General features: G+C 51.0%; 26 protein-coding genes. 18 read left to right on the forward strand and 8 right to left on the reverse strand.

The genetic code is table 11. The features are described from left to right. The first annotated feature begins 7 nt into the window (after positions 1-7). The 5 genes from COW20_21310 to COW20_21330 all read left to right on the forward strand — a co-directional run bounded on the left by COW20_21310 (position 8) and on the right by COW20_21330 (position 3749). A complete protein-coding gene (locus COW20_21310) occupies positions 8-466 on the forward strand; it encodes a glyoxalase (protein ID PIW45263.1) in 459 nt (152 codons plus the stop codon). Next, positions 463-1503, forward strand: a complete 1041-nt coding sequence (gene arsB / locus COW20_21315; protein ID PIW45237.1) for an arsenical-resistance protein — start codon at positions 463-465, stop codon at positions 1501-1503. The genes COW20_21310 and arsB overlap by 4 nt, the downstream gene beginning before the upstream one ends. 1 nt (position 1504) lies before the next feature. Then, entirely contained in the window at positions 1505-2506 is a 1002-nt protein-coding gene (locus COW20_21320) for a hypothetical protein (protein PIW45238.1), read from the forward strand. 13 nt (positions 2507-2519) lie between these two features. Beyond that, positions 2520-2756: a thioredoxin family protein gene (locus COW20_21325; GenBank protein ID PIW45239.1), complete on the forward strand. Its 237-nt coding sequence runs from the start codon at positions 2520-2522 to the stop codon at positions 2754-2756. 66 nt (positions 2757-2822) lie between these two features. Beyond that, positions 2823-3749, forward strand: coding sequence for a hypothetical protein (locus tag COW20_21330; protein PIW45240.1), 927 nt, complete (start codon positions 2823-2825; stop codon positions 3747-3749). A gap of 27 nt (positions 3750-3776) precedes the next feature. Here the strand turns inward: COW20_21330 and COW20_21335 are convergent, their stop codons facing one another. Next, complete coding sequence (locus COW20_21335; GenBank protein PIW45241.1) at positions 3777-4406, reverse strand: hypothetical protein; 630 nt, start codon at positions 4404-4406, stop codon at positions 3777-3779. 100 nt (positions 4407-4506) lie between these two features. Here COW20_21335 and COW20_21340 point away from each other — a divergent pair, with 100 nt between their 5' ends. Beyond that, positions 4507-5298, forward strand: a complete 792-nt coding sequence (locus COW20_21340; protein ID PIW45242.1) for a 4-hydroxy-tetrahydrodipicolinate reductase — start codon at positions 4507-4509, stop codon at positions 5296-5298. A 148-nt stretch (positions 5299-5446) separates the two neighbouring features. Further along, entirely contained in the window at positions 5447-6778 is a 1332-nt protein-coding gene (locus tag COW20_21345) for an L-lysine 6-transaminase (protein ID PIW45243.1), read from the forward strand. 117 nt (positions 6779-6895) lie between these two features. Here the strand turns inward: COW20_21345 and COW20_21350 are convergent, their stop codons facing one another. The 3 genes from COW20_21350 to COW20_21360 all read right to left on the reverse strand — a co-directional run bounded on the left by COW20_21350 (position 6896) and on the right by COW20_21360 (position 10086). Next, entirely contained in the window at positions 6896-8143 is a 1248-nt protein-coding gene (locus COW20_21350) for a hypothetical protein (GenBank protein ID PIW45244.1), read from the reverse strand. Then, entirely contained in the window at positions 8143-9105 is a 963-nt protein-coding gene (locus COW20_21355; protein ID PIW45245.1) for a hypothetical protein, read from the reverse strand. The genes COW20_21350 and COW20_21355 overlap by 1 nt, the downstream gene beginning before the upstream one ends. A 96-nt stretch (positions 9106-9201) precedes the next feature. Further along, positions 9202-10086, reverse strand: coding sequence for a hypothetical protein (locus COW20_21360; protein PIW45246.1), 885 nt, complete (start codon positions 10084-10086; stop codon positions 9202-9204). A 104-nt stretch (positions 10087-10190) separates the two neighbouring features. Here COW20_21360 and COW20_21365 point away from each other — a divergent pair, with 104 nt between their 5' ends. After that, positions 10191-11369 (forward strand): hypothetical protein, encoded by a 1179-nt coding sequence (locus COW20_21365; GenBank protein PIW45247.1) that lies wholly within the window; start codon positions 10191-10193, stop codon positions 11367-11369. Here the strand turns inward: COW20_21365 and COW20_21370 are convergent. Then, a complete protein-coding gene (locus tag COW20_21370; protein PIW45248.1) occupies positions 11366-12016 on the reverse strand; it encodes a metallophosphatase in 651 nt (216 codons plus the stop codon). The two genes, COW20_21365 and COW20_21370, sit on opposite strands and share 4 nt — an antisense overlap. Next, the gene (locus COW20_21375) at positions 12013-12807 is read right to left on the reverse strand and encodes a hypothetical protein (protein PIW45249.1); all 795 of its coding nucleotides are present in this window, start codon (positions 12805-12807) and stop codon (positions 12013-12015) included. Before COW20_21375 ends, COW20_21370 begins: the two co-directional genes overlap by 4 nt. 190 nt (positions 12808-12997) lie before the next feature. Here COW20_21375 and COW20_21380 point away from each other — a divergent pair, with 190 nt between their 5' ends. Further along, positions 12998-15106 (forward strand): hypothetical protein, encoded by a 2109-nt coding sequence (locus COW20_21380; GenBank protein ID PIW45250.1) that lies wholly within the window; start codon positions 12998-13000, stop codon positions 15104-15106. 372 nt (positions 15107-15478) lie between these two features. Then, complete coding sequence (locus tag COW20_21385; GenBank protein PIW45251.1) at positions 15479-15901, forward strand: hypothetical protein; 423 nt, start codon at positions 15479-15481, stop codon at positions 15899-15901. Positions 15902-15944: 43 nt separating this feature from the next. Here the strand turns inward: COW20_21385 and COW20_21390 are convergent, their stop codons facing one another. Then, positions 15945-17279 (reverse strand): hypothetical protein, encoded by a 1335-nt coding sequence (locus COW20_21390; GenBank protein PIW45252.1) that lies wholly within the window; start codon positions 17277-17279, stop codon positions 15945-15947. Between the two features lie 280 nt (positions 17280-17559). Between COW20_21390 and COW20_21395 the strand changes: the two genes are divergently transcribed. The 8 genes from COW20_21395 to COW20_21430 all read left to right on the forward strand — a co-directional run bounded on the left by COW20_21395 (position 17560) and on the right by COW20_21430 (position 26155). Then, positions 17560-19173 (forward strand): peptide chain release factor 3, encoded by a 1614-nt coding sequence (locus COW20_21395; protein ID PIW45253.1) that lies wholly within the window; start codon positions 17560-17562, stop codon positions 19171-19173. Between the two features lie 168 nt (positions 19174-19341). After that, complete coding sequence (locus tag COW20_21400) at positions 19342-21144, forward strand: hypothetical protein (GenBank protein ID PIW45254.1); 1803 nt, start codon at positions 19342-19344, stop codon at positions 21142-21144. Further along, on the forward strand, positions 21125-23308 hold the full coding sequence (locus COW20_21405; GenBank protein ID PIW45255.1) for a hypothetical protein: 2184 nt from the start codon (positions 21125-21127) through the stop codon (positions 23306-23308). Before COW20_21400 ends, COW20_21405 begins: the two co-directional genes overlap by 20 nt. 204 nt (positions 23309-23512) lie before the next feature. Then, positions 23513-23920: a rhodanese-like domain-containing protein gene (locus tag COW20_21410; protein PIW45264.1), complete on the forward strand. Its 408-nt coding sequence runs from the start codon at positions 23513-23515 to the stop codon at positions 23918-23920. Positions 23921-23997: 77 nt separating this feature from the next. Next, entirely contained in the window at positions 23998-24471 is a 474-nt protein-coding gene (locus tag COW20_21415) for a hypothetical protein (GenBank protein ID PIW45256.1), read from the forward strand. A gap of 3 nt (positions 24472-24474) precedes the next feature. After that, positions 24475-24978, forward strand: a complete 504-nt coding sequence (locus COW20_21420; protein PIW45257.1) for a YqeG family HAD IIIA-type phosphatase — start codon at positions 24475-24477, stop codon at positions 24976-24978. A 124-nt stretch (positions 24979-25102) separates the two neighbouring features. Continuing rightward, positions 25103-25594 carry a hypothetical protein gene (locus COW20_21425; GenBank protein PIW45258.1) on the forward strand — a complete coding sequence of 164 codons (492 nt, stop codon included), beginning with the start codon at positions 25103-25105 and terminating at the stop codon, positions 25592-25594. A gap of 171 nt (positions 25595-25765) precedes the next feature. Then, a complete protein-coding gene (locus COW20_21430) occupies positions 25766-26155 on the forward strand; it encodes a hypothetical protein (protein ID PIW45259.1) in 390 nt (129 codons plus the stop codon). A 145-nt stretch (positions 26156-26300) separates the two neighbouring features. Here the strand turns inward: COW20_21430 and COW20_21435 are convergent, their stop codons facing one another. Then, positions 26301-26954 carry a hypothetical protein gene (locus tag COW20_21435; GenBank protein ID PIW45260.1) on the reverse strand — a complete coding sequence of 218 codons (654 nt, stop codon included), beginning with the start codon at positions 26952-26954 and terminating at the stop codon, positions 26301-26303. Between the last annotated feature and the right edge of the window lie 27 nt (positions 26955-26981).

The following is a 26981-nucleotide window of genomic DNA, read 5'->3' on the forward strand; positions in this document are numbered from 1 at the left end:
AGCCAGTCTGGAAGTCAAAGCGTTTCTTCAACCTGAAGAGTTTCATCTCAGTATTCGCAGCACAGATTTACCTGCCAGTGTGGCTTTTTACACGTCGTTGTTGGGGGCTCCCCCCAAAGAGTGGACACACCGTTATGCGATTTTCTACCGACCAGAACTCCAGGTTAATTTTGTGATTTTGGTGAATGATGGGCAGGAATTGCACCACGATACGCTGTATCATCTGGGGGTGGGAGTCCAAGACCGGCAGGCGGTCATTGAGGCTGAAGCATTGGCTGAACGTCAAAATTGGCTGATTCATCAACCGGCGCGTACCACCTGGCGGGGCACACCCTTGCATGAGCTTTGGCTCAAAGATCCTGATGGTAATTTAATTGAAATCTATGCCCGCCTGACTCCTGAAGAATTGGCGCAAATGCCAGAAGATCAAGCGCCGCTTTTTTTGACAAAAGGAGGCGCAGCATGAGCACAAAAGATCAAACTGTGGGCAAGTTGGCTTTTTTTGAGCGTTACCTTTCCCTTTGGGTAGGGCTTTGTATTGTTGGCGGCATTGGCTTGGGGCAGCTCTTGGGGCCTTCCATTCAAGTGCTCAGTAAATGGGAGATTTACAATGTCAATTTGCCCGTGGCGGTCTTGGTTTGGTTGATGATTTATCCGATGATGCTCAAGATCGACTTTGCCTCACTCAAAAACTGGAGTCAGCATGGCAAAGGTCTGGTGGTGACGCTCTCGGTCAATTGGCTGATTAAGCCGTTTAGCATGGCTCTCTTGGCCATGGTTTTTTTCAAGCATCTTTTGAGCCCCTGGATTTCACCGGACTTGGCCCAGGCCTATCTGGCTGGTGCGATTTTATTGGGGGCTGCGCCCTGTACTGCCATGGTCTTTGTTTGGTCGTATCTTACCGAGGGAGATGCCAATTTTACCCTGGTGCAGGTGGCGATCAATGACCTGATTTTATTGGTCGCTTTCATTCCGATTGTGGGATTTTTACTGGGGGTCAGCAATATTCAGATTCCCTATGGAACACTTTTTACTTCTGTGCTGGTCTTTGTGGTGATTCCGCTTGTGGCGGGTTGGTTGACGCATAAAATTCTTTGGGCCCGCAAGGGCCAAGTTTGGTTTGAACAGGTTTTCTTGCCCAAACTCAAGCCTGTTTCGATTCTGGCCCTGCTCAGTACCTTGGTCTTGCTCTTTGCCTTTCAAGGACAGCAGATTCTCAGCAATCCCTTGCATATTTTTTTAATTGCCCTGCCGCTGACTTTGCAAACCTATCTGATCTTTTTTCTGGCCTGGTTGCTGGGGCGAAAACTAGACTTACCCCACGCGATCTGTTCTCCTGCAGCGATGATTGGTGCCAGCAACTTCTTTGAACTGGCAGTGGCTGTGGCGATTGCGCTCTTTGGCCTGACTTCGGGGGCGGCCCTTGCGACCGTGGTGGGGGTTTTGATTGAAGTACCCGTCATGCTCTCACTGGTAGCACTCTCAAACCGTTGGAGATATTAAAATGCTCAAGATTTTTACCTGGCTGGCGGATGGGTTGGTCTTTTCGCTGTTGGGGCTCAGCCCCCAGAGTAAATGGGGCGATGCCCTGCATTTTTTTATCGAAGATACCACTAAAATCTATTTTCTTTTGGCGGTCATGATCTACGGCATCGCCTTGCTGCGGGCTTCGCTCAAGGTGGAGTGGGTACGTGATTTTTTGGCGCGACGTCATCGCCTGACAGGGTATGTGATGGGGGCGGTTCTGGGCGCAGTGACTCCTTTTTGCTCCTGCTCCAGCATTCCGCTTTTTTTGGGGTTTTGCTCAGCGGGAATTCCGCTGGGGGTGACCCTGGCTTTCTTACTGACCTCGCCCCTGATCAATGAAGTCGCGGTGATCATGCTTTTGGAGCTTTTGGGTTGGAAACTGACCCTTGCTTATATCTTCGTGGGCTTGATGACCGGTATGTTGGGTGGGGCTTTGCTTGACCTGCTCAAGGCTGAGCGTTGGCTGGTGCCAGAAGTGGCCAAGGTCTATGCCGCTGCTGCCCAAGCCCAGTCCAAAACCACTGAGCCAACGCTCAATACACGCTTAAGCTGGCGTGAACGGCATGAATTCGCCAAATCTGAACTGTTTGAAATTTTTGAACGGGTTTGGAAATGGGTTTTGATTGGGGTTGGTTTGGGCGCTGGCCTGCATGGTTTTGTTCCTGCTGGATTTTTTGAAGACTATTTGGGGGCTGGACAGTGGTGGAGTGTTCCTGCCGCTGTGGTACTGGGGATTCCGCTTTATTCCAATGCCACGGGTGTGATTCCGGTCATGAAGAGTTTATTGCTCAAGGGCATGCCGATTGGCACGACTTTGGCTTTCTGCATGAGCACAGTGGCGGCCAGTTTTCCTGAGTTTATTCTGCTCAAACAGGTCATGCAGTTTAAATTGCTGGCTTGGGTTTTTGGTTTTCTTTTGTTAGCATTCAGCCTGATTGGCTGGATTTTGAATCTTTGGGGCCCTGTTTTATTAAAATAAGTGAGGTATTGCAATGAAAACAATTTATGTTTTGGGTTCGGGATGTGCAAAGTGTCAGAAAACGGCAGAAATGATCGCCTCAGAAATCAAAAACCTGGGGGTTGAGGCGGTGGTTGAAAAAGATACTTCCATGGACAGTTTGCTGAAATACCAGGTCATGAGCACCCCTGCGGTGGTGATCGATGGGAAATTGGTGCACAGTGGGGGCTTGCCCCGTCGCGAACAGATTCTGGACTGGTTGAAGGCTTGAAAAACAATCGTTCTCAGGCTATGCTGAAGCCGTTTTAAATCGATTCTGCGCAGAGAAGAGGTTGAAATGCCAGAGACTTTCCCTTGCCCCCAATGTGGTTATGAGAATTCTGTGGCCGCTTTGAGCTGTTCGATGTGCAGCCTTGTCTTGCGGCGTTCTGCTTCCGCCAGTGTGACAGAGGTAGAAGGGGTTCGCCAGCCCTCTGCTTTTGAGGAACCCTTGCTTGAAACGCCGTCCGAACCTGAACACAAGTCTTGGATGGAACCTGTTTTTAAGACCAAATCCGCCAAACATCACTTGGGGGTGGGGCTGGTTCTGGCGGGTATTTTTTCGCTGCCTTTTTTTCTGTTTAAAAGCATTGGCTGGGTCTTTGAATCCGTGGTGCATGAAATGGGGCATACGCTGATGGCGTATTTTATGGGCAGTATTGCCCTGCCGGCCATTCGCCTGGATGGGCACGCCGTAACGGTTCATTTGGAACCTTCGTTTTGGTTGCAGTTGCTGGTCTGGTGGCTTTTGATTCTCACAACGGTCTGGTTTGGCTTCAGTAAACGCAAACCTTTGCTGATCAGTACCGGGCTGATGGCCGTGTGCTATCCCTTTTTTGCTTTCAGTGAAGCCAAAGAGTGGCTTTTTTTACTGGCTGGGCATGGGGGTGAAATGGCGATTGCCACGATTTTTCTCTGGCGCAGTATGGTTCCTACCTATAAGGTTCAAGAGGAAGAGCGCACGCTTTACGCAGCTTTGGGCTGGTATCTCTGGTTCCAGAACCTGATTATGAATTGGAACCTGGTCTATTCAGAGGAAAGCCGGGCCTGGTACACCGAAAATGGTTCCTTTGGCTTGGAAAATGATTTTGTCAGATTGGCCGATCATTTTGGTTGGTCGCTGCCGTTTTTGGCGGGGGTTATGTTTTTTTGTTTTCTGCTGGTGCCTCCCGCCGGTATTTTATGGGCCCGCTGGTCAGAGTTTGGGCGCTCGATCGTTGATTAATCCTGGGCCCCAGTTGGATACTTAGATTCAGTCGGGTTTTTTCTGGGCTGCTTCTTTCTGTTTGCGCACCGCTGAAAGTGAAACGACTTTGTTTTGACTGGCGACATGTTCATGCATGGCGGCCATCAGTTCGTGTTTGAGAGAGCCCAACATGCTATCCAAAAGGCTTTCCCATTGGCGGGGGTGGGTTTCCTGCATCAAGGATTCCATTGCCGCTGCCAGGGATTGAATCGTCATTTCAGAAAGCAGACTGCTTTCTGACGCCGCAGGTTGTTGCAGCAGTTCACGGTGCATCCAGCCAACTTCTTGCATGCGCTCCCAGAGTTCTTCTTGCAAAGCACTTTCTTGGGAGAGGGTGTCTTTGACCAATTCAAAGGTTTGAGGCGCAGCAGGGCTTTGCAGATGCTCATGGCTCAGACGCAAATGCACGTTTTCTGCGTTGAAGGAGAGTTCCAGGGTGGCCAGGTGGGTCTGGCTGCGGGCATGCTGGATCAAAAGGTAAATGACCGAAGGATCATCCAATGCAGAGGGGTAAAGATCAAAGATCAGGTAGTCTCCTGCGGGCAGAGAATACGCATTGTTTTTTTTCAAACGCCGACGCCTGCACCAGGCTTCGCGGCTGTGGTCAGGAAAAATCCGTTGAAAGGGTTGATGCATAAACACCTCATTTTAGGCTGCCTGTATACCTTACCATGATGGAGATTTGCTGACCAGTACGGGGTATAATGCTTTTATTTTGAGAGCAGAGGATCGTTTCATGTCAGAAAATTCTACGCCTGTTATCTTAGCCGGAGCGGCTGGACGCATGGGATTAGAGGCTGTTCGTGCCATTGTGGCCTCGCCCCAGACCCGTTTGGCAGGAGCCTTGACCCGTCAGGCTGGATTGGGTCAGGATATTGGCATTTTGGCGGGAATAGAACCCACAGGGCTTGAATTGACCAATCAATTGGCTTCTGTCTTGACCCATGCGCCCGCAGGGACTGTCTGGGTAGACCTGACCCGGGGTGAATCGGCTTATGTTCATGCCTGTCAGGCTTTAGCGGCTGCCTTGCCCGTCGTGATCGGTGCGACAGGGCTGACCCCCGCACAGATTGAAGATCTTCGTCAACGGGCTCAAAAGCAGCAATTGGGGGTTTTGTTGGCACCCAATTTTTCGATCGGGGCTTTGCTTTTGATGCGCTTTGCCCAGCAAGCCCGTGTTTATTTTGACTGGGTTGAGTTGATTGAATTGCACCACGAAAAAAAATTAGATGCGCCTTCTGGAACGGCTTTGAAAACTGCTGAACTGATTCATGCTGTGAAGCCTGTTGAGCATGCGGGAGAAGCCCATCCTGCCCGCGGTCAGCAGGTGCATGGCATACCGGTTCACAGTGTGCGTCTGCCAGGGCTGCTGGCCCATCAGGAAGTCATTTTCGGAGCCGAGGGCCAGACTTTGACCGTCCGGCATGACAGTACCCATCGCAGTTCCTTTATGCCAGGGCTTTTGCTGGCGATTGAAAAGGTCAAAGGCCTGAAAGAACTGGTCTATGGTCTGGAAAGCCTGATCTGAACCAGTTCATTCTTTCTGACGAGATATGTTAAGATATATTTAAGAGCTTGCGGATCGCCACAGCAGCGATTCCTGAATTTTTGCGTCATGTCTCTTTTTTTCTATACTTTTGACGCGCTGACTTTTTTAACAAAAGGATCGTAAAACCATGCAGATTACAGTTGATAATGCTTTTGAAGTGCTCGAACAGCATATTTTGCGCGATGGCATGAATTTTATTCTGGACTTTGACAAAAGTCATGGAAATTATCTTCATGATGCCAAAACAGGTACTGAATTTTTAGATTTCTTCTCATTCTTTGCCAGTTTGCCCATCGGCTTTAACCACCCCAAAATGAAAGATGCGGCTTATCAGGAAAAACTTCTGAAAGTTGCTCAGATCAAGCCCAGCAATTCAGATATTTATACCCTTGAAATGGCTGAGTTTATTGAAACCTTTGGTCGTTTGGCCGGAGATGATGAATTCAAGCATTTCTTCTTTATTTCAGGCGGCGCACTTGCCGTTGAAAATGCCCTGAAAGCTGCTTTTGACTGGAAAGTACGCAAAAATTTGGCCCAGGGCAAGGGTGAAAAGGGCACGCAAATCATGCATTTTCGTGAAGCTTTTCATGGCCGCAGTGGTTATACCATGTCATTGACCAATACAGATCCCAATAAGATTATGTATTTTCCCAAATTTGATTGGCCCCGGATCAGCAACCCCAAATGCATTTATCCCATGAATGAAGCCAATACTGCCAGGGTGATTGCCTCTGAAGAGCAGGCTTTGGCTGAAATTCATGCTGCGATCGCTCAGAATCCCGATGATATCGCTGCGATGATTATTGAACCGATTCAATCAGAAGGGGGCGATAACCACTTTCGACCCGAATTTTTGAAGGCCTTGCGTCAGATTTGTGATGAACATGAAATTATCCTGATTTTTGATGAAGTGCAGACAGGTTTTGGGCTGACCGGTAAAATGTGGGCCTACGAACATTACCCCGAAGCCCACCCAGACATTGTGGTTTTTGGTAAGAAATTCCAAATCTGCGGCATTATGGCCAATGAGCGTCTCAATGAAGTGGATTCAGTGTTTAAGGTTTCCAGTCGGATTAACTCCACTTTTGGAGGCAATTTGGTTGATATGGTGCGTTGTGCCCGCTATCTTGAAGTTGTGGCTGAAGAGCATCTGATTGAAAATGCCGCTGAAGTGGGTGACTATATTCTGGGCCAATTGCAAGGTTTGCAAAACGAATTTGCCTCGATGACCAATGCCCGTGGTCGTGGTTTGCTTCTGGCCTTTGACTGCCCGAGCAAAGCCTATCGCAATCAGCTGATTGATGTACTCTTTGAGCACCAGATGCTGGCGCTTTCTTCCGGTGAACAGAGTGTGCGTTTCCGTCCGGGTCTGGCCATGAACAAGAGCGATGCCGACAAGGGTCTTGAAATCCTTGCCAGCTGCATCAAGCAGATGGAAAAACAGGCTGTAACGGTCTGAGCAAAGCGATAAAACAAAGCCCCTGGTTCAACCAGGGGCTTTGTTTAAGCATATCAGAACAACAGTTTCCTTTGGGCCTGAAAAGAGCCTGTTTGGCTCTTTTCTTCGGCGATTTGTTCAGGGGGGGGCCGAGGCGCCAGCACTCAGGGGCTGTCCTTCATAGACCAGTTCAGCCTGGCTGACGAGCCAGCGCAAGGTCCGCTCCAATAGCAATCGATCTGCCAGCAGAGAAAGTTCTCCGCTTTGGCGTAGTTCGGCAGCCATTTCAGAGCCTTGGTGCCCAAAGCTACCAGCCAGTTCATCCAAGCTTTCCTGCCATTCTGCAGAACTCAGACTGAAACCTTCTTGAATTGCGACAGCACGTAAAACCAGTGCTCCAGCTGTGCGCCAGTAAGCTTCCTCACGCAGGTTTCGAAACTTCATCCAGGTGGTTTTGGCCTGTTCAATCAGTGATTCTTCAAGCCCCTGCTCTCGCAGAGCCGGATGGTCCAATCTTTCCCAATCTGAGAGCTGTTCTGCCTGAATTAAGTCCTCAGGCAGTTCAAACTCACAGGCAGGAACCAGTTTTGCCATCAGAAGTTCAGCAACGGTATCCTGCCAGTATAATTGGTTTTCTGCCAGCATTTCGTCATAAATTGTCTGCATCATGGTATCGGAATCTGAACCCTTGCCCACCAGAGCTGGAAAATGCTCATCCAGTGGGGGCAATTGTAAGCTGCAAACTCGGCGGATAAAAACATTGTAGATTGCTTCCCTACCACGCCAGGCTGGGTATTCATAGTCCATGGGCAGATGAGTCGTGATATCCACTGCATCTTCTGTTTTGTGGCCGATCAGGGCTTCGGCAAATCCCGGAAAAAAAAGTTCCGGTTCAATCAGAACTGGAAAATTGACCCGTGCACTCAGGGGGACAGGTTGTTGACCGACGGTCACAACAAGGTCGAGATAGACCCGGTCTCCCCAGGAAATTTCACGCGCCACAGTCTCTTCTTTTGCTGCCCCCAGTTGTAGATTAGAAACCCGCTCCAGTAAATCTTCCTGATCGGGAACGGGTACAGGGGGCACTTCCACTCGAATTCCGCAGTATTCAGGCAGGGCGACTTTGGGTAAAAGCTGTAAAGCCGCCCGAAATTCCAATCCCTGTTCAGTGAGCTGCAGCTCAGACAGATGAGGTGCGGCCCAGAGAGCATAGTGCCGTTCTTGTAAGTAAGCGAGCAGAACAGACTGCGTCAGAGCAAGCTCAAGGGCTGAGCCATTTAACCCTTGAGCCAAGCACTCATCATATTGAGGTTGAAGCTCGGGCAGGGGAATTTCAAATTGAAGGGTCTGATGCCCCGGCACCTGCTCCAAAATTTCAAAAGCCATCAGTTGCTCCAGAACAGATCCCGAACCAGGCCTGTGGCTGCGGAAACACCTGCCCCAATCTGACTCACCACGGGTATATTGCTGGCAGCGACAATTGAACCTGCCGCTGTGACTCCGCTCAGAACGGCACGGCCTACTGAACCATTGCCATTCACGGCATTGTAAATATCTACTCCAGCCTGAGCTGTATCAGCAGCAGCAACCACGACATTCAGCCCGGGAACAAAGCGGCCTCCCGCTCTTCCGGCTGCTCCTGCTGCGGCATGAGCGGCCGTGGGAACGGCACGGGTGGCAACCCTGGCTGTGGTAGAAATACCACTGCGGGCTGCGGTTCGAGCTGCTGCGGTTGTGGCATTGGCAACAGCCCGTGAACCGCCGGTTGCAGCTGCCTGAGCTGCTGAACGGGCAATTTCTGGTGCTGCGGCACGGACTGCCGTAGCGGCTGCCCTGTTGCCTGAGCGGGCTGCTAGGTTTTGAACTGCGCGGGTGGCTGCTCTTTCTCCCGCAGCTGCGGCCCGAGCTTGTGCGACACCACTGGCGGCAGTAGCTGTTGCACCCACCGCGCCGATAATATTGCTGGCATTGGGATCATTCACAGCATTGTAAATGCCTACTCCTGCAGCAGCAACGCCCAAACGGGGCGCAGCGGCTCCTATTACTGAACCTGCCCGGCCTCCTGTTGCGCCTGAGCCAGTAACCCGCTGGGCGGCCTCAACAAAATTGGCGCCAGCATTTGCGCCCCGTTCAACGCGTTGGGTGGCTGTTGCGATGGTGCTCAGGGTGCTGTTGACATTTGAATTTCCAGAGGATGATGTGTTTTGCCGGGGACGGGCGGCGTTATATGCTTCTGGGTTGGCTGGGCCGATGCTGGGGGCCGATGTGTTTCTTGGTTGGGGCAGCGCAGAAGGGGGAGCCGGTGTAAACGGAGCGGTTGGGGTAACTCTTCTTTCTATAGACGCCATATCAAATTCTCCAGATTAGATTTCAATGGGGAAGCCCTTTCCATTATCTTACCCAAAGGTCTCAAAAAATAAACAAAATAATAGAAAAATGTATATTTAATCCACGCACAGACCATCAAGATTGGGATCTTCAAAGAGTTTGACCCGGCTGATTTCGCTCACTTCACCCGCACTGCTGACGCGATAGCTGACCGCATAGTGGGGGTGGGGGCCACAGCCAAACTGTTGGAAGTCAAAGAGATTGACGCGGTAATTTTCGCCTTCTTTGACCACGGTGGTGGGTACGAAAGACGTGCTGAAATAGCGGAACTCAGGGCGCAGATCAATCATGCCAAAGTCCCGGCTGCTCATGGCGCGTTTGTCAAACTCATAGAGCGGGGTGGCTGTGGTCAGCGCTGTGGCAAAGGCCAGTGCTTCTTCTGTCGATTCAACCGGCGCAAAGATTTTACGGAAGGCCTCTGGGGTATTGATCTGAACGGTTTTACCGCCCTGTTCAGTGAGTAGAATCTTACAAAAACCGCCAAGGCCCCCTATCATCGCGAGGCCATTGCCAGATTCGCATTGAAATTTCTGGCCCTGGGCCAAAGCCAGTGCAGGTTTTAAGCCGCCCAAGGATTCAGGGGGGGTACGCAGGCCTGTCAGCCCCCATTCTTTTTGCAGACTTTCAAACTTGGCTTCATCGATGGCCTGGGGCGGTAGGGGGCGTACGCGGGGATCTGCGGCGGGGCAATTGACCGGCTCTGCGGGGCAGGTTTTATCACCTGCTACCACGGTATATTCGCCATGACAGGCAGGGCAAAGCTTCACATTGCTGAGCATACCTGCTGCACTGGCCGAGGGGCTGGGTTGAACCGCCGTCGCCGAAGCTGAGGGGGGCTCAGAAGGACTGGCGGCAGGTTGTGATGGTTGACAACTGACACTGAAAAAAATCAAAATAACAGCAGTTCCCAAAAGGGTGACTGCGGTGCGTTTCTGATACATACGCACACCTTTCTCGCTCACATCTTGCTTTATAATAGCCCATAACAGGCAAACTGCGAAGGAAATATCTCACAAACCAGAGGGGAGGCAGTTACAATAGGAAGGTGACATTTTTTACCCCCTCACGCTTTACACTTTACGGTTCACAGCTGCTGGATCAGCATATCCAGCGGGATTTGCGCATGATTGTGCAATCTTTGCGTGAACGCTGGCCCGAACATACGATTGAAGCCATTGTGCTCAGTGGTGGCTATGGGCGCGGAGAAGGGGGAGTACTTCGTAAAAATGGTCAGGAATATCCCTTTGATGATTATGATCTGCTGGTGGTGTTCCGGCAGATACGTTCTGCCGACTTGCAGGCCTACAATACCTCTCTGCACAATGCTGCCCAGGCTTTAAGCCAACGAACTGCTTTCAAGGTTGATATTGCCCCGGCCTGTGATATTGAAAGTTTGCGCAAAGCTCCCTTTAATCTTTTTTGGTATGAATTGCGCCATGGGCACAAGGTGATTTGGGGCCGCCCCGAGGTCATGGAAAATCTGCCTGATTTTCCAGATGCTGAATTGCCAGCCAGTGAAGCCTTTAAGCTTTTGCTCAATCGGGGCGTGGAGCTGTGGCGGGTGATTGAAGCCGGTATTCCCCTGCGTGAAACCTGGTTAGATATACGTTGGGAGCCTTTGTTGATGGCTTTGCACAATGCGGTGATCAGTATCGGCGACAGTCTCTTGATTCTCAATCAGCAGTACCATTGGTCATATCAGGAGCGGGTTCAGATTCTGAAACGTTATTTTCAGCAGGGCCACGGGTTACCTGAGGCCTCTATGTTGACTTTTCTTTACCCAGAGGCCATTCAGTATAAGCTTTCACCCTCCGATTACCGGGATTTACCTGTGGAATGGGTGGTGGGCAAGCTCGAAGTTGTGCGCAAACTGTTTTTAAACTATTTTTATTTCAGTTTGCAGCATCTCGGCATGCCGGTTCAAAATGTCCAAACGGCCTATCCTGAGGCGGTAAAGGCCCATTTATACCACCGGCCAGGTTTGCGCCAACGCTGGCAGAATTTTCAGCAGAACCGCACATATTTTAAAAGCTGGGATTGGGCTTCTGCTTGGAACTGGCACCCTCCCCACCTGCGCTTTTTAGCGGCCTTGCCCTATCTACTTGAAAATGGAGCGCTTGAACCAGGCCCTGAACTGGCAGGCCTCTTTCCCGGCTGTGGCGCTCAGCCCGATTTGGACACGCTCAGGCAGTTTTTTGAGCGTGAATGGAAGATGATTCTTTAGCAGTAAATCGGCTGATAAACCTGGGCGGCGGAGACTTGAAACAGTTCATCTTTTTCAAGCAGATAGCCCGTCAGTTTCTTGCCGTAGACGCAGCCTGTATCCAGGCCGATCAGAAAAGGTTGGTTGTTCCGGCGGATATAGACCAGTCCCTGGCGGGCATCATGCCCGAAAATGACCCCTCGCTGACCGGTATAGACCTCATGCCAATGCGGGGCACTGAGATTGCCCATGGGCCAATGGCGCATCAGCAATGCCATTTCGGAAGTTGTTTTTTCGACCTCCCCGCTGGGATGCAGGCCGGCATGCACGACAATAAACGGGTCCAAATCTAAAAAGAGCGGCAACTTTCGCAACCAGCTCTCCCAGCCTGGGGCGCGCTGATCAAGACAATCGACAATCCGTTCATGTTTGGGGCGAGGTTCTACTTCGCCATCGCGAATTTTCAAGAGCCAGGCATCGTGATTGCCCAAGACAGCCTGCATGCGGTATTGCTGAATCAGCTCCCAAACGCCTGAAGGGTCGGGGCCTTTGGTGAATAAATCCCCGACCAGAATCACCCGGGTGGGCTGAACGTTTTCAAGCAGTTTTTGAAGCTCACGGGCACAGCCGTGAATATCTCCGATCACCAGGGTTCGATTTTCACTCATGCCTGTGCCTCCAGCAGGGCTTGAACCAAACCTTCGGCACTGGCGTTTTCGGCCAGAATATCTACCCTGCCGAGGGCCTGCTTGGCTGCTTGTGCTGTGATCGGGCCGATGACCGCTATTTTGCAGTGTGCTGCTGCTTTCAGCCAAAGCGCGGCAGGAACGATTTCAGCAAAATGGGCCACCGCAGAGGGGCTTGCAAAGGTCAGAATATCCACTTCTTCTTTTTCGAGCCAGCTGAGCAGGGCTTGGGTTTCCTCAGGTTGGGGTGTCAGGGTTTGGTAGATGGGCAGAGCGCTGAGCAGGGCCCCTGCTGCGCTGAGACGTTCTGCCACAAGTTCTCGGGCATGCAGCGCATGCAGATAAAGCACGCGCTGACCGCTGAGATTGTGTTGGCAGAGCATTTCGGCTAAATCTTCAGCTTGATGATGGGCTGGGTAAAGTACGTTCTTTCCGCTCAGTTTTTGAAGTTCGGCTGCGCTGCGGGCCCCCACACAGGCCAATTTGAGTTGGCCAAGGGTGGACTCTGGGTTAAGATGCAAAGCGTGCAGACGCTGGGCCAAAATCTCTACGCTCTTGCGGCTGGTGAGCACCAGCCAATCAAAGTTTTGAATATTCAGCAGGGCCTGATCGAGGGCCGTTGTATCGCTGAGGGGCTCGGTCTGAATCAAGGGGCAAATCAGGGGCTGTGCACCGTAAAGGTACAGCAGGCTTTCCAGCTCCTGGGTTTGAGAGCGGGGGCGGCTGACCAGAACGCGTTGACCGGATAAATGCGATTGAGCGGTACTGAGCATAATCCCTCAGAGGTATTTTCTTCCTTTTTTCAGTATAAGGGAAAAGCCGGGTATTCTGCGATCCCTTTTATGCAATGCGGGTTTGAGAGTTTGAGATTAAGGCTGCTTTAACTGAATTTAAGAGGATCATACCGTCAGATCAGATGGATTTTGGGCGAAGATAGACTTAATACCCGATGGGAGTTGCACGATGTCTATTGGCGAGAACATGAATTTTTATTTGGATAAGGCCATGAAATGGGCGCGGAATAACGAGGGCCAGGCTTCATTTCTGGAAGAAACCGACACAAATCACGATGGTCAACTCACTGTACAGGAACTGAAACAGAGCTTTGATGGCAACCATGACGGCTATTTGGATGCCCAGGAACTCGAACAGTTGGCGATCAAAGCGGGGGGCGCTGATTTTGATAAAACCACGATTAAATCGCTGGGAGCAGCGCTGGCCACAGCCCAATCCGAATTGCCTCTTTTCAGTAAAAACGATGCTGGAGAATGGAACAGCAGTGCTGAGTTGAAATCCTTCCAAACCCAAGCCGTGACGGTTTTGCCCTTTTCTGATCGTACTTTGGCTTCCCGGGATTTAAAATCTGTGGCCCAGGCCCGTCAGGGCTTGTTTCGCGTTCAGGAGCAGGTCGGAAACTCCTGTGGAACCACTTCACTTTCCATGCTATTAAAATATTTTCAAGGCCATACCCTCGAAAACAGCGTGCCCACGATCGACAAATACATCCGTGCCAAGGGAACCCTTGAATTTGTCTTGCCCACGGGTAAAATCAAGTCTGTTGAATTGGATGGCTATACGGCCCCCCGCGATATTGTCAAATATGCCAATCAACGGGGCATGCGCGCAGGCTTGAAAAACAACAGCTCCCTGGCAGATCTCAAGGGAATGCTTGAAAAAGGGGTGCCCTGTCTGTGTTTAACCGATTGGAATTTCTCAGAAAATGGCAGCCATCCTAGCCAAGCTGAGCCTGATGCCCAGTCTTTGCATTGGGTAAATGTGATCGGTTATGAGTATAAAAAAACAGGTTCAAGCCGGGCACGGCCTGAACTCTATTTTAAAATTGCCAATCCCCATGGCATTGTCCAGACGGTTTCAGCCAAAGATTTTGACAAGGTCTGGGCGGGCACCGGGCCCGGTCTTGAGCAGAAAGTCACGGGCAATCAGCGCATCAATACCGGCATGCAACGCCTGTTTGTGGCCATGGTGCCCCGTGATGAAGAGGCGCTTGTGATTGCCCCCGATGGAACCCGCCACAAGGCAGGCGCTATTTCTGTGCCCACGGGTAGCGATGGCATTCGTGGCAGGCTTGCGCAGGTGGGCTCAGAACTGATGCAGAAAGCCGGTGAGTTTCAGGAAAACCTGGCCCAGAGAGGGGGGCAACTGATTCAGGAAGCCCAGAGCGGCTGGGCCAAAGACGGGGTTTGGGGGGCTCTCAGCCATCTCTGGAGCGGTGATGCCAGTCAGGTTGAGGCCATTCGCAAACGGGCTAAAACAGCTACTGTTGAACAACGGGCAGAAATCGTCAATCATTTGCTCAGTGCGGGGATCAACCGCAGCCATATTCAGGATTTGGTCTATAATATCCTCAAAGATACCTCCTGGGAACAATTCCCCGAGCTGATCGGCCAAATCGACATGCGTAAATTGGCCTCCCGCCTTGAAAATGATACCCAGGCCGGGCAGGTTTTGGCTTGGATTGCCAAAACAGAAGTTAAGAATGGCAAAACGGGGCCTAAATTTGACGCTTTTGCGGTGTGTTTGGCTCAAAACCACCGTGAAGCCGCGATTGAAGCTTTTCTTAACAGTCATTTTACCCGTGAGGGTCAATTGCTTCACAAGGTGCCTGCTGCTGCCGTGCGTCTGATGGTTGAAAAATTGATGGAGGGTGTCACCGACAGTGCTGAAGAGACGGCGATCTACCATCTGCTTCAGGGGACTTCCTGGGAGCAGTTTGATCAGGTGCTTTCTCGCCTGAATATGGGCGGGGTGGCCTCTGAACTTGAGAATGCCCAGGAGCTTGGCAATTTAACGGCCTGGGTGACTGAATTGGGCATGAAAACCCAACATTGGAGTGGCTTGTCGGAAATTTTGACCCAATTGGAGAGTACCTTGGAATATACCCGCGCCGATGATGTCTTGGGCACTGCTTTGACTGCCACTTCGGTCAAGGGCCAATTGAATCAGATTCCAGCTCATTTGCGCAAACGCATGATTGATTTACTCGATGACCGTACCCGTTGGCGTTCTGATGCGGCCATTCAAGCTTTGAATGCCCTGCAAAAAATAAAATAGAGGCCAGGACTCACGAAAGTGAGTTTTAGATGAAATACTTCATTTTGAGTGGTGTTCTTCTGGGCGGAATGGCGGCCTTTCCCGCCCAGGCGGGTGAAACGGGCCTGCTTGAAAAAGCACAACGCGCAGCGCATCAATGGTTGCAATTCACCTCCTTTTTTCATGTTTGACAGCTCGGATTGAATGGCCCATGTTTCAAGATTTGCCTGAGAGTCTCGCTGAACTTTCCCAAAAAAATTTTCAGAAGAGAGCCTCACCTCAGCCCTCTATCCGCTATTCTGATTCAGTTTTCATGTGAACAGGGGGTTGAGACTTTTGGGGGGATGAAGTATAGAATAGAAGATGACCTGAGATTGAGAAAGTGCATCTGCAATGAAACCTGTTTTACTGAGCTTGGCTTGTTTTGGTTTGTTGAATTTCTTGCCTGCCCAGGCCGCTGCGCCCGATGGGGTTGAAAAAGCCAAGCTTGCCGCCCAGCACTGGCTGGCTTTGACCGATCGGCAGCAATATGCCCAGAGCTGGCAGCAGGCAGCCGGCTTTTTTAAAGCCTCAATCCCGCAAAGTACCTGGGTCAAAGCCTTGAAGACCAACCGTGCCCCTTTGGGACGGCTCAAATCCCGCCAACTGAAGTTTTCGGCTTTTACCAAAACCTTGCCCAAAGCTCCCAAGGGAAATTACGTGCTGCTGCACTACCGTTCGGTTTTTGAGCGTCAAGCCAATGTTACAGAAACGGTGACCACACTTTTAGACAAAGGTGGGGTCTGGAGAGTGGCGGGCTATTCAATTCAAAGATAAACGCCCACCCAGCAGGGCTGAGCGGGCGTTTTGAATTTTGGGTTTAGACGCCGCGGCGTTGGGGGGGGCGATTGCCACCGGCCTGGGAACGGCCCCGGTCTTTATAGCTGGCGCTGGCTAAACCTTTGTGGGCGGGTTCAGCGCGTTTTTCACCCCAGTTTTTACCTCGTGAGCTGGGTTTGGCTGTACCGGCAGGTGCAGCCCCCCGGCTGGGGGCTTTGAAACCATGTTGTGCGGGCAGGGGGGGCGCTGCTTTGAGAATGGGCAAATCGCTGGGCACCTTGCTGACAGGTACGGGCTTGCCGATCAGTTTTTCAATGCTGCGCAGATATTTTTCTTCTTCAAGGCTGGTAAAGGTCATGGCGTCGCCTGTTGCGGCGGCCCGACCCGTGCGGCCAATGCGGTGCACATAATCTTCAGCATGCACGGGGGTATCGTAGTTGATCACGTGGGTGACATTTTCAATATCCAGGCCACGGGCCGCGATATCTGTGGCGACCAGTACCTGACAGGCTCCACTGCGGAAGTTTTCCAGGGCACTCAGGCGTTGGGCCTGGCTGCGGTCGGCGTGAATCCGGGCGGCTTCAATGCCTTGGCGAATCAGTTGCTTGGCAATCCGGTCTGCTCCGTGGCGGGTACGGCTGAAGACAATCGTCGAACCGGTTTCAGCGTGGCGCAGCACATGTACCAGCAGACGAAGTTTCTCGGGGCGTTCAACCCGGTAAACGGCCTGGCGTACGCTGCTGGCGGTGGTATTGCGTGAACCCGCGACGATCAGCTCGGCATTGCGGGTAAATGTGCGGCCCAGTTTTTCAATTTCGGGGGGCATGGTGGCTGAATAAAGCAGGGTTTGGCGAGCTGCCGGCACTTGGGATACAATCCGCTTGATATCTGGCATAAAGCCCATATCCAGCATGCGGTCGGCTTCATCGAGCACCAAAAAGCGAATGTTTTTCAGGCTGAGCACGCCATTGCGCAGATGGTCGAGCAGACGGCCTGGGGTGGCCACAACGATGTCGAGCCCTCTTCTCAGTTGAGATTCTTGGGGGCCGGCTTTCACACCGCCATAGATAGCTGCGCTGCGTACGCGCATAAAGCGACTGTAATCTTTAATTGCCACATCGATTTGTTCTGCCAGTTCGCGGGTGGGGGTAATGATCAGGGCTTGCGGCAGTTTTTGGCCGGGCTCCAACTGGTGCAGAATGGGCAGGGCGAAGGCGGCGGTTTTACCCGTGCCTGTTTGGGCACAGCCAATCACGTCTTTTTTTTGCAGGAGCAGGGGAATGGTTTTTTCCTGAATGGGGGTGGGGGTTTCATAGCCCATGGCCTTCAGGCCCTTGAGCAGTTCAGGATGAAATTCAAATTGGTTAAAACTCATGGAGATCTTTCTTATCATCAGATTGGGGCTGGGAATTATCCGAAGGAAACGGCTGCGGCGGGGTGCCGGAAGAAGGCTTGCTGCGGGAGAATTCGGGCGCTGACAGCAGGCGGCGTGTATTTCCGCATTTGAAATGGCTTTCAGCCCAAACTTCACCTTAGCACAGATAGCGCCTTGCTGTCGATGAAATGGAGGGCTCGGTGGATCTTGCTTCCCATAGCCGCTTGGGTCTGAATCAGGTACGCTGATAGCAGAATCTGAATGAAATGGCCCATTTTCCATGAAACTTGAAGACGAAGTTAAACGTCGCCGCACCGTGGCGATTATTTCCCACCCCGACGCGGGTAAAACGACCCTGACTGAAAAATTTCTGCTCTACGGCGGTGCCGTACAGGAAGCGGGGGCTGTGCGTGCGCGCAAAAACCAGCGTTCGGCCACCTCCGACTGGATGGAAATGGAACGCAAGCGCGGCATTTCGGTCACTTCGACCGTGCTGCAGTTCCCCTATGGCGAGTATATGATGAACCTGCTCGATACCCCCGGTCACCAGGATTTTTCTGAAGATACCTACCGTATTCTGACGGCAGTGGATTCGGTGATCATGGTGATTGACGCGGCCAAGGGGATTGAAACCCAGACCCTCAAACTTTTTGAGGTTTGCCGCAAGCGTATGATTCCGATCTTTACGTTTATCAACAAGATGGATCGCCCCACCCGTGAACCCCTGGATTTGCTCGATGAAATTGAAAAAGTACTGAATATCGGGGTGTATCCGATCAATTGGCCCTTGGGCACCGGCTTTGATTTTAAAGGCGTGTTTGACCGCCTGGCGGGCCAGGTGCATTTGTTTGAACGGACAATTGGCGGGGCCTATAAGGCACCCGTGGCCGTGGGCCAGATCAGCGACCCCTTTGTGGAAGAAACCCTCGAACCTGAGGCCTATGCCCAGGTGGTAGAAGAGCTTGAAATGCTCGATATCGCCGGGGAGAGTTTTGACCACAGCCAGGTGCTTTCGGGGGCGATTACGCCAGTTTTCTTTGGCTCGGCCATGAACAATTTTGGCGTGCAGCTGCTGCTCGATAATATTTTCAAATACGCCCCTCCGCCCGGCCCCTATCCCAGTTCGCTGGGTGAGGTTTCACCCACCCGCGAAGATTTTTCGGGCTTTGTGTTTAAAATTCAGGCCAATATGGACCCCAAACACCGTGACCGGATTGCCTTTGTGCGCATCTGCACGGGCAAATACAGCAAGAACCTCTCGGTTTACCATTCCCGCACCGGGCGCAAGGTCAAACTCTCCAATGCCCATGCCCTGTTTGGGCAGGAGCGTGAAACCGTAGAAGAAGCCTATGCCGGTGATATTGTCGGTCTGATCAGCTCGGATCGCTTTGGCATTGGCGATACCCTCAGTGAGACTTCGGGTCTGACCTATGCGGGGATTCCCTATTTCGCACCCGAGCATTTTGTCTTTCTCAACAATCCCAATCCCTCCAATTACAAGCGCTACCGCGATGGGCTGGATCAGCTCCTGCAAGAGGGCGTGATTCAGGGCTTTGAACTGAATACCCACTCGCAGAACAACTATGTGCTGGGGGCGGTCGGCCCTTTGCAGTTTGACGTGGTGCAATACCGGCTTGAAAACGAGTACAAGGCCGAAACCGAGAAAGTTCCCGCCAATTGGAGTGTGCTGCGATGGGTGGATCCTGAAGTCGATCCCAACCGTCTCGACCGCTCAATTCTGCCTGTGGGCGCCATTTCAGGCAAAGACCGTGATGGCCATGCCGTGATTCTGTTCAGCAATGAATGGTCGCTGCGCCTGTTTCAGGACAAGCAGCCCGAGATAAAACTGGCAGACACGCCTTTTCGCGCGGGCCTGGTCGGGCAAAGTCACTAAATTTTCCGCCCTTTGTTACAAGCGCCTGGCACAAAGCCAGGCGCTTTTCCGTTTTAAATGAATTTCTAATCAAAATATTCAATGTAATTTGAGTCTGAAACCCAGCTCCAGGCTTATATATTATTAAAATATAAGCATAAATATATTTTTTGTGATATATTAAGAAGTATGAACATTTCAGAATTTAACTTAAACTATGGCCTGATCGGCAATTGCCAGATCAGTGCGCTGGTCTCTCAACAGGGCAGTATTGATTGGTTGTGTTTGCCCCGTTTAGACAGTCCCAGTAGCTTTGCCCGTATTCTCGATCCTGATCAGGGCGGGCATTTTGCTGTCATCGCGCAGCAGCCGGCTCAAATTTCACAGCGCTATCTGCCCAATACCAATATTCTTGAAACGCTCTATACCTGTGCTGATTATGCTTTCAAGGTCGTTGATTTTATTCCCCGTTACAGCCATCGGGGGCAAATTCAGCGCCCGATTGAGCTGCATCGTCAAGTCATTCCCCTTCGAGGATCGGCCTCGCTTAAAATCGAGTTTAATCCCCAGCCCAATTATGCACGCGAAAAGGCCAGAATAGGGCATTATGCCCGCAGTTTGCGGGTAGAGAGTCAAGACCAGACCCTGTATCTGCACACCAACCTCAGTCTTGAAATCATTCTCGCCCAGGGATGGCATTTGCTCCAGAAACCCGCATATTTTGTACTGACCTGTGATTTTCCCTTGGAGCAAGAACTGAAGAGTTACAGTCATTTTGCACTTGAAGAAACGACCCGTTATTGGCAGACCTGGTCCAAGCACTGTGCGATTCCGCCCCAGTATCAGGCCGAGGTGATTCGCTCTGCCTTGACCTTGAAAATGCATTTGTTTGAGGATACGGGAGCGACCATTGCAGCCACCACCACCTCGATTCCAGAAATTGCCGGATCGGAGCGTTGTTGGGATTACCGTTTCTGCTGGATTCGTGACAGCTATTTTGTGATTGATGCTTTCAGTGGTTTGGCCCAGTTTGAAGAAATGGAAAAATTTATTCTCTTTCTCAAACAGCTTTGCAGTCAGGGCATTGAGTCGTTGCAACCGGTTTACAGTATTTTGGGCGAATCGCACCTTGAAGAACAGTGTCTTACCCATTTGGCAGGGGCTGCGGGCACTGGCCTGGTAAGGGTCGGCAATGCCGCTTATACCCACCAGCAATACGATATCTATGGCGAAATGATTCTCTCAATGTATCCCCTTTTCTTTGATCAACGCCTGAACTATGGTGAAACCCATTCCCTGCAGGAAGAATGGCATTTGGTTCAGGAATTGGTGGAGGCTGCAGAAAAGGCCTTTGACAAAACTGACAGTGGGATTTGGGAGTTTCGCAATGAATTCAGGCACCATACCTTCAGCAAGCTGATGATCTGGGTGGCGCTGGATCGGGGCGCAAAAATTGCCGTGCAGATGGGCGATCCGGCTCAGGCCAGAGATTGGAAAACACGTGCGGATCAGATGCAAGCGGTGATTCTTTCACGGGCCTGGAATCAGGACTTGGGCATGTTCGCTATGTCCTTTGAAGGGGCCGATGCCGATGCCAGTATTCTCTTGATGCCCATTATGGGCTTGATAGCTTCTCATGACCCTCGCTTTGTCTCTACCGTAAAAGCCTATCAGCAGCGTCTGATGTGCAATGGGCATGTCTTTCGCTATATTGCTGCCGATGATTTTGGTCAGCCTGAATGCGCCTTTAATTTCTGTACCTTTTGGATGATTCACGCCCTTTATCTGATTGGAGAAGAAACCCAGGCCCGTGAGCTTTTTGAAAATATTCTGACTGCAGGGAATCATCTGGGACTGTTTTCAGAGGATACCCATCCTCAAACCGGGAAAATGTTTGGCAATTTTCCCCAGACCTATACCCATGTGGGCATTATTCAGACCGCAAAACTACTGACAGGAAACCGATCAACCTATGCGTTGGATTATCGTTAGCAACCGACTGCCCCTCTCTATCACTGCCGAAGGCCAGCTGAGCCGGGCCTCAGGGGGGCTGGTCACCGCTTTGTCAGGCGTTCACAATGATGCGGATCAGCTGTGGGTGGGGCTTGCTCCAGGCGATATGACCCCTGAGCAGTGGGCTGAGCTTGAGCCTGCTTCTACCCAGGGCTATTTCCCTGTGTTTATTGAAGCTGAGCTCTACGATCGCTCTTATAATGGCATCGCCAACGATGTCTTTTGGCCCCTGTTCCACTATGAGGCCAGTCTGATTAAATATGATCCTGAAAATTGGGCGGCCTACCGTGAGGTCAATCAAACTTTGGCGCAAACTGTGGCAGAAATAGCCCAACCCGGTGATTTGGTCTGGATTCACGATTTTCATCTTTTTCTTTTGCCGCAAATGCTGCGTCAGCTTCAGCCAGACTTAAAAACAGGATTTTTTCTGCATATTCCCTTTCCCAGTTCTGAACTCTTTCGTCAATTACCGGTTCGGCATGAGGTTTTGGAAGGCATTCTCGGGGCTGATCTGATTGGTTTTCATGATTATTCCTATCTGCGCCATTTTTGCAGCGCCTTGAAATCTGTTTTTGACCTCGATTCCAATCTGATGAACCTGATCTGGGAGCGTCGCAATCTGCAATTGGGGGTTTACCCGGTCAGCATTGATACCCCCGCCCTGCTGGCTGCGGCAGAGTCCTTAGAGACAAATCAGGTTTTGGAACGATATCGCGAAGACAAAAGCTATCGTTATCTGATTTTAGGGGTCGACCGTTTGGATTATAGCAAGGGACTTTTACTTAAACTTCAAATTTTTCGCAATTTGCTTGAAAACTGCCCAGAACTTCAAGGGGAAGTTACCCTGCTTCAGATCGCAATACCCACCCGTCAAGACGTCGAAGAATACCAAAAACTCAGGGCCCAGATGGAGCAGTTGGTCGGGGAGATCAACGGTAAATTTTCACGCCCCAATTATGTGCCGGTGCAATACATGTACACTTCGATTGGTTTTCATGAGCTGTTGGCCCTTTACCGGCTGGCAGATGTTTTGCTGGTGACCAGCCAACGGGATGGCATGAATTTGGTTGCCATGGAGTATTTGGTAAGTCAGAATGCCGAAAACCCAGGCAGTATTGTTTTAAGCGAGTTTACTGGAGCCAGTTCGGTGCTGAGTGGGGCCTTGGTGATCAATCCCTGGGATACGCAGAAGGCCTCACGCAGTTTGGAAAAGGCCTTGGCTTTGCCCCTTGAGCAGCGTCAGCAGAGACATCGCTCCATGTTGAAATTTTTAAGTGGCTATACAGCCTCTGATTGGGCGGCCGGTTTTATGGAAACCCTGGCCCAGGCGGGTGAAATGGCGCCCTCTTTACGCCAACGCAGTCTGAAATCACGTGAAGAAATGCAGAAAGAACTCGCCCCTTATTTTGAACAGCCTTTGCTGCTTTTTCTGGATTATGATGGCACCCTGGTGCCGATTGAGGACCGACCTGAGAAGGCTGTTTTAAGCACCATGACCTTTGGTTTGCTGGCCCATCTGGCTCAAAATCGAAAGGTTGAAGTGGTGATTGTGAGTGGGCGGCCAGCAGAATTTTTAAACAGCCAGTTTCAGGATTTACCGATTGCGCTGGCAGCAGAGCATGGAGCCGCCTTTTATCACCCCATTGAGAAAGTTTGGGAATCCCAGGTCTGGAGCGATAAGGATTCCTGGTATGCCAGTGCAGAGCAACATATGGCTGATTATGCCCTTCGGGTTCCTGAAAGTTTTCTTGAAAGAAAGGCTTTTTCTTTGGCCTGGCATTACCGTCTTTCTCCCCCCGCTTTTGCGCAATACCAAGCCCGCAAATTGAAAGAAGAACTTGAAAGTGGTTTTTCCAATTTGCCAGTGACGGTCCTGGCCGGGAAAAAGGTGGTCGAAGTCAGGGTGGTTGAAGCCAATAAGGGCTATTTTGTGCGCAATTATCTTGCCCAGCATGGTGCTGAGGAGCAGGATTACCAGATCCTTGCGATTGGAGATGATACCACCGATGAAGAAATGATGGCCGCTTTGCCAGATTCGGCTTTGACATTTCGGGTGGGAGAAGGAGAAAGCCGGGCCCGTTACCGGCTTCGGAACCAGGATGCTGTTTTGACCCTGCTTGAATTATTGGGGCAGAAATCTTAGCGGAAGATTTTTAAGCCGCTCCTTTCCGGGGCGTGGCCCAGATGGCCAGAACCCAGGGGCAGACCCACAATGTACAAACCTGGAACCTAATAGCTAAACTCAAGGATATTCGCTGAGATAGCTTGCAAATGTTATACCCAAAGGGGTATATTGGTGGGTAGAATCTACCACCAGGAGTATGCCATGAAACCGATTTTGATTCTGATGCTCAGCCTGAGCTTTTTGGGAGCCTGTGCCCCACAGCAGAAACAGGAGACCCCTTCTGAGCAGAGTCAGACCTCTTCAGGGATTCACCAGACCATTCCCGTGACCCAGGCCGCTCAATTGATTCAAAGCACTCCCAATTTGTATATCCTGGATGTGCGTACCGCTGATGAATTTAAGTCAGGGCATCTCGACAAGGCTCAGCAACTGGATTATTATGCGCCTGATTTTGAATCCAAAGTGAAACAACTCGATAAAAAAAAGACCTATCTGCTCTACTGTCATTCTGGCCGCCGCAGTGGCAGCACCCTTGAAATCATGAAAACTGCGGGTTTTGAAAAAGTCTATGACCTGGAAGGGGGTTTTACCCAATGGCAGGGTTCAGGGCAAAAAGTCGTTAAGCCTTAGCGGGATAAAGCTCCAGAATCCTGATTTCATGCGATTCAGGAGGCTCCGTGCTAGAATAATAAAAAGACGGAGCGAGCATGCGCAAAGACGAATTCCTTTCACACGAAGAGCTGACTGTGGCGGCCGCAGGTTATCTGCCGCCCTTTTGGGCTGTTCTGCTCTTGTTTAAGCGCTGGCGGCTCAATTATTTCACCCGGTATCACCTGATTCATGCCGCTCTGCTCTCGCTGGCCAATTTGCTGATTCTTCTGCTGACAGGGCTGTTCAGCCTCTTGATGGCCAAGATGACAGGTTTCAGCTTTATTCTGACAATGATTACCGGAAATTTAATTGCGCTTTCGCTTTTGGTCACGGCAGGTTTTATTGCCTATTGCGCACTCAATGCCACGCGGGGTCGCTATACTGTGATTCCTGGCCTGAGCCAGCTTTACTATGCTGTGTTTTCACAGCGCCCCGACAGTTCTCCAGATGCCCTGATCCGGCATCATCAGCAACACCGGGCCTCACGTCAGACTTCATTCCGTAAAACAGAACGCAAGGAGAAACCCTGAACCGTGCCCTTTAAGCAGTTACTGCGCCCCAGTTATATCTTTGACCGTGTTGAAGCGATTGATTTAAAGGCCTGGTGGGCTGCGGGTTTGCGGGGCATGATTCTCGATGTGGACGATACCCTGACCCTGAAAAACAGTGCGGTGGTCGCACCTGCCGTTCAAGCCTGGCTGAAAGAAGCCCGTGAAATCGGGTTTCACTGTTATATTGTTTCAAATAACCGCTACCCTGAACATATTGAAAAGCTTTCTGAAGCGTTGGAAATGAAGGCCTTGGCCCGTGCACGCAAGCCCTTTCCGCCGGGGTTTCAACTGGCCCTTCAGGCCATGCAGCTTGCGCCTGAACAGGTGGTTGTGATTGGCGATCGGCTTTTAACAGATATTCTGGGGGGAAGCTGGATGGGTATGCAAACCTGTCTGGTGGCTCCTGTTACGCCCGAGCCCCGAGGTTTCAAGCGCCTGATTTATGATTTTGAAAATTCCCTGCGGCAGGTAGCCAGCAAAGAGTGAGCTGATACGAAACCTTGATCCAGGTCAAGCTTGGTTTTGTTTCATATCATGCTGATGCAACCCCGTTTCACACTAGAATGTTACAAGAGAACCGGGCCCAGGCCCTTGAATTGAGGTATTCATCATGTCAACTGTACAACTTGCTGTTACAAGTGCAAAAGATCTTATGACCCCCGCGCCTATTTCGGTCAGGGCGTTTGTAACCGTAAAGGAAGCAGCAGCCTTGATGGTCGATATGGGGATTGGGGCCTTGGCGGTTGTAGACGGAGAAAATCACCCCCTGGGTGTGATCAGCCAAACCGATATCGTGCGCTATGACCGCGAAAAAACAGATTATCCTTTTTCTGTTTCTGAGTTTTACGAGCGCGTCGTGCTCGACAGCAGCGACAAAATGCTGGGTGAACTGCATATGGAAAATGTAGACGCCACCCCCGTGACCGATATCATGACCCCCGTGGTCTATTCTGTAACACCGAATATTTCAGCCGGAGACGTGATTCGAAAAATGCTCGAGAAACGGGTTCACCGCCTGTTTGTGGTGGATGATATGGGGGTTTTAATTGGTGTGATCAGCACCTTCGATATTCTGCGCCATCTGGAAGAGGTGGGCGTTTAATCCTTCTCAATTTTCTCACTTGTAGAGACCAGCGGACTGATTCAGTCCGCTTTTTTTTATTTTTTTACGCACCGTGCAATAAAACTGCTTGCATTTTTACGCACCGTGTTATAGACTAGAATCATGAAGGCATTAATAACCGCTAGTTCGTTTTTTAAAGGAGATTTAACCATGGATATTTTAAAGAAAGCTTCTCTTCTGACCGCTGAATTCATTTCCCTCTCTGCCGATAAGGTTCAGGAAGTCGCTGATGAGTTTGTCAAAAAAGGCACCCTGCACGACAACGAAGCCAAGAAATTCGTCTCTGAAGTTCGCAGCAACCTCGAAGGCCGTGAAAAAGAATTCACTGAGCGTTGGGAACAGGTTGTCAACAGCGTTCAACAGATTGGTACCACGCTGGGTATTACCAAAGTAGAAAAAGACAATCTCGATGAGCGTATTGATGAACTTGAGCGCCATATCGATGAACTCAAATCCCGTCGTGACCTGCTCAACAAAGAGCTGGGCAAAGACGGCGGTGCTTCCAAGGCCAAAGCAGCTTCTGCCGCTTCTGCCAAATAAGAGCCCTTGACACAGACCTTCAGTCTGTTGCCCCTGACCTGGAGAGGTCAGGGGCTTTTTGCTGAGCATAAAGCAGCCAAAAAAAAATGGCCGGTAGAGACCGGCCAACTCAAGTGTTATAAAGAGGGAGGAAAGATACAAATTTTTACTTTTGGTAAGCTCCCAGAATCCGGGCGGATTGCTGTTCGACCGGGCTGACCCGGCTTTGGATACTGCGCAGATTATTGGTGCTGACGCGGGCATTGTCCAAATCATGGTGCTCACGGGCTTCCAAGATGGTGTTATAGGTATTTTGGGTTTCGTTCAGCAGCTTGCCTTTTTCAGCTTCGGGATTATAGCTGCGGACTTCACCTGAAAGCTTGCGCAAATCATCGGCTGCGCCAATATATTTCATATCAATGCTGTGGCCAATCAGGGCGCCAATGCCTGCTGAAGCAGCCAGACCTACACCGGCACCAATACCTGCGGATTTGATATTTTTACCCCCGGCGAAATAACCAATCGCAGCGCCGGCTACCGCCCCAATGCCTGCGCCCACTCCAGCGAAGGGGGTGGTACGGCCTGTGGCTTGGGCCTGCTGTTCATCGGCCAGGCGATCCAGTTTGCTGCCCACATCTTGGGCGCTGACGGTGGCTTTTTCAATCGCGCTGATATTGTTGAAAGCTTTGGCAATCGAGCCATCGGTGGCTTTCATCGCACTTTGCACATCGGGCAAATCTTTGGTCTGTTCGGCAATCGAACGCAGGGTGGTATTCAGGGTTTCAAAGGCTGCCTGAAAATTGGTATTTGCCATTTCCATCTGACGCACGGTGCCTTCATCGGAGCT

The organism is bacterium (Candidatus Blackallbacteria) CG13_big_fil_rev_8_21_14_2_50_49_14 (assembly GCA_002783405.1).
In the GTDB taxonomy this organism is placed as follows: Bacteria; Cyanobacteriota; Sericytochromatia; order UBA7694; family UBA7694.

What these genes read in the sequence shown, in the direction of transcription:
- COW20_21350 (PIW45244.1), bottom strand. Translation starts at nt 8,143, where the DNA reads ATGGCTTTTGAAATTTTGGAGCAGGTGCCGGGGCATCAGACCCTTCAA.
- COW20_21340 (PIW45242.1), top strand. Translation starts at nt 4,507, where the DNA reads ATGTCAGAAAATTCTACGCCTGTTATCTTAGCCGGAGCGGCTGGACGC.
- COW20_21375 (PIW45249.1), bottom strand. Translation starts at nt 12,807, where the DNA reads ATGCTCAGTACCGCTCAATCGCATTTATCCGGTCAACGCGTTCTGGTC.
- arsB (PIW45237.1), top strand. Translation starts at nt 463, where the DNA reads ATGAGCACAAAAGATCAAACTGTGGGCAAGTTGGCTTTTTTTGAGCGT.
- COW20_21430 (PIW45259.1), top strand. Translation starts at nt 25,766, where the DNA reads ATGGATATTTTAAAGAAAGCTTCTCTTCTGACCGCTGAATTCATTTCC.
- COW20_21370 (PIW45248.1), bottom strand. Translation starts at nt 12,016, where the DNA reads ATGAGTGAAAATCGAACCCTGGTGATCGGAGATATTCACGGCTGTGCC.
- COW20_21345 (PIW45243.1), top strand. Translation starts at nt 5,447, where the DNA reads ATGCAGATTACAGTTGATAATGCTTTTGAAGTGCTCGAACAGCATATT.
- COW20_21410 (PIW45264.1), top strand. Translation starts at nt 23,513, where the DNA reads ATGCTCAGCCTGAGCTTTTTGGGAGCCTGTGCCCCACAGCAGAAACAG.
- COW20_21395 (PIW45253.1), top strand. Translation starts at nt 17,560, where the DNA reads ATGAAACTTGAAGACGAAGTTAAACGTCGCCGCACCGTGGCGATTATT.
- COW20_21320 (PIW45238.1), top strand. Translation starts at nt 1,505, where the DNA reads ATGCTCAAGATTTTTACCTGGCTGGCGGATGGGTTGGTCTTTTCGCTG.
- COW20_21360 (PIW45246.1), bottom strand. Translation starts at nt 10,086, where the DNA reads ATGTATCAGAAACGCACCGCAGTCACCCTTTTGGGAACTGCTGTTATT.
- COW20_21415 (PIW45256.1), top strand. Translation starts at nt 23,998, where the DNA reads ATGCGCAAAGACGAATTCCTTTCACACGAAGAGCTGACTGTGGCGGCC.
- COW20_21380 (PIW45250.1), top strand. Translation starts at nt 12,998, where the DNA reads ATGTCTATTGGCGAGAACATGAATTTTTATTTGGATAAGGCCATGAAA.
- COW20_21325 (PIW45239.1), top strand. Translation starts at nt 2,520, where the DNA reads ATGAAAACAATTTATGTTTTGGGTTCGGGATGTGCAAAGTGTCAGAAA.
- COW20_21425 (PIW45258.1), top strand. Translation starts at nt 25,103, where the DNA reads ATGTCAACTGTACAACTTGCTGTTACAAGTGCAAAAGATCTTATGACC.
- COW20_21330 (PIW45240.1), top strand. Translation starts at nt 2,823, where the DNA reads ATGCCAGAGACTTTCCCTTGCCCCCAATGTGGTTATGAGAATTCTGTG.
- COW20_21385 (PIW45251.1), top strand. Translation starts at nt 15,479, where the DNA reads ATGAAACCTGTTTTACTGAGCTTGGCTTGTTTTGGTTTGTTGAATTTC.
- COW20_21335 (PIW45241.1), bottom strand. Translation starts at nt 4,406, where the DNA reads ATGCATCAACCCTTTCAACGGATTTTTCCTGACCACAGCCGCGAAGCC.
- COW20_21435 (PIW45260.1), bottom strand. Translation starts at nt 26,954, where the DNA reads ATGGAAATGGCAAATACCAATTTTCAGGCAGCCTTTGAAACCCTGAAT.
- COW20_21390 (PIW45252.1), bottom strand. Translation starts at nt 17,279, where the DNA reads ATGAGTTTTAACCAATTTGAATTTCATCCTGAACTGCTCAAGGGCCTG.
- COW20_21405 (PIW45255.1), top strand. Translation starts at nt 21,125, where the DNA reads ATGCGTTGGATTATCGTTAGCAACCGACTGCCCCTCTCTATCACTGCC.
- COW20_21355 (PIW45245.1), bottom strand. Translation starts at nt 9,105, where the DNA reads ATGGCGTCTATAGAAAGAAGAGTTACCCCAACCGCTCCGTTTACACCG.
- COW20_21400 (PIW45254.1), top strand. Translation starts at nt 19,342, where the DNA reads ATGAACATTTCAGAATTTAACTTAAACTATGGCCTGATCGGCAATTGC.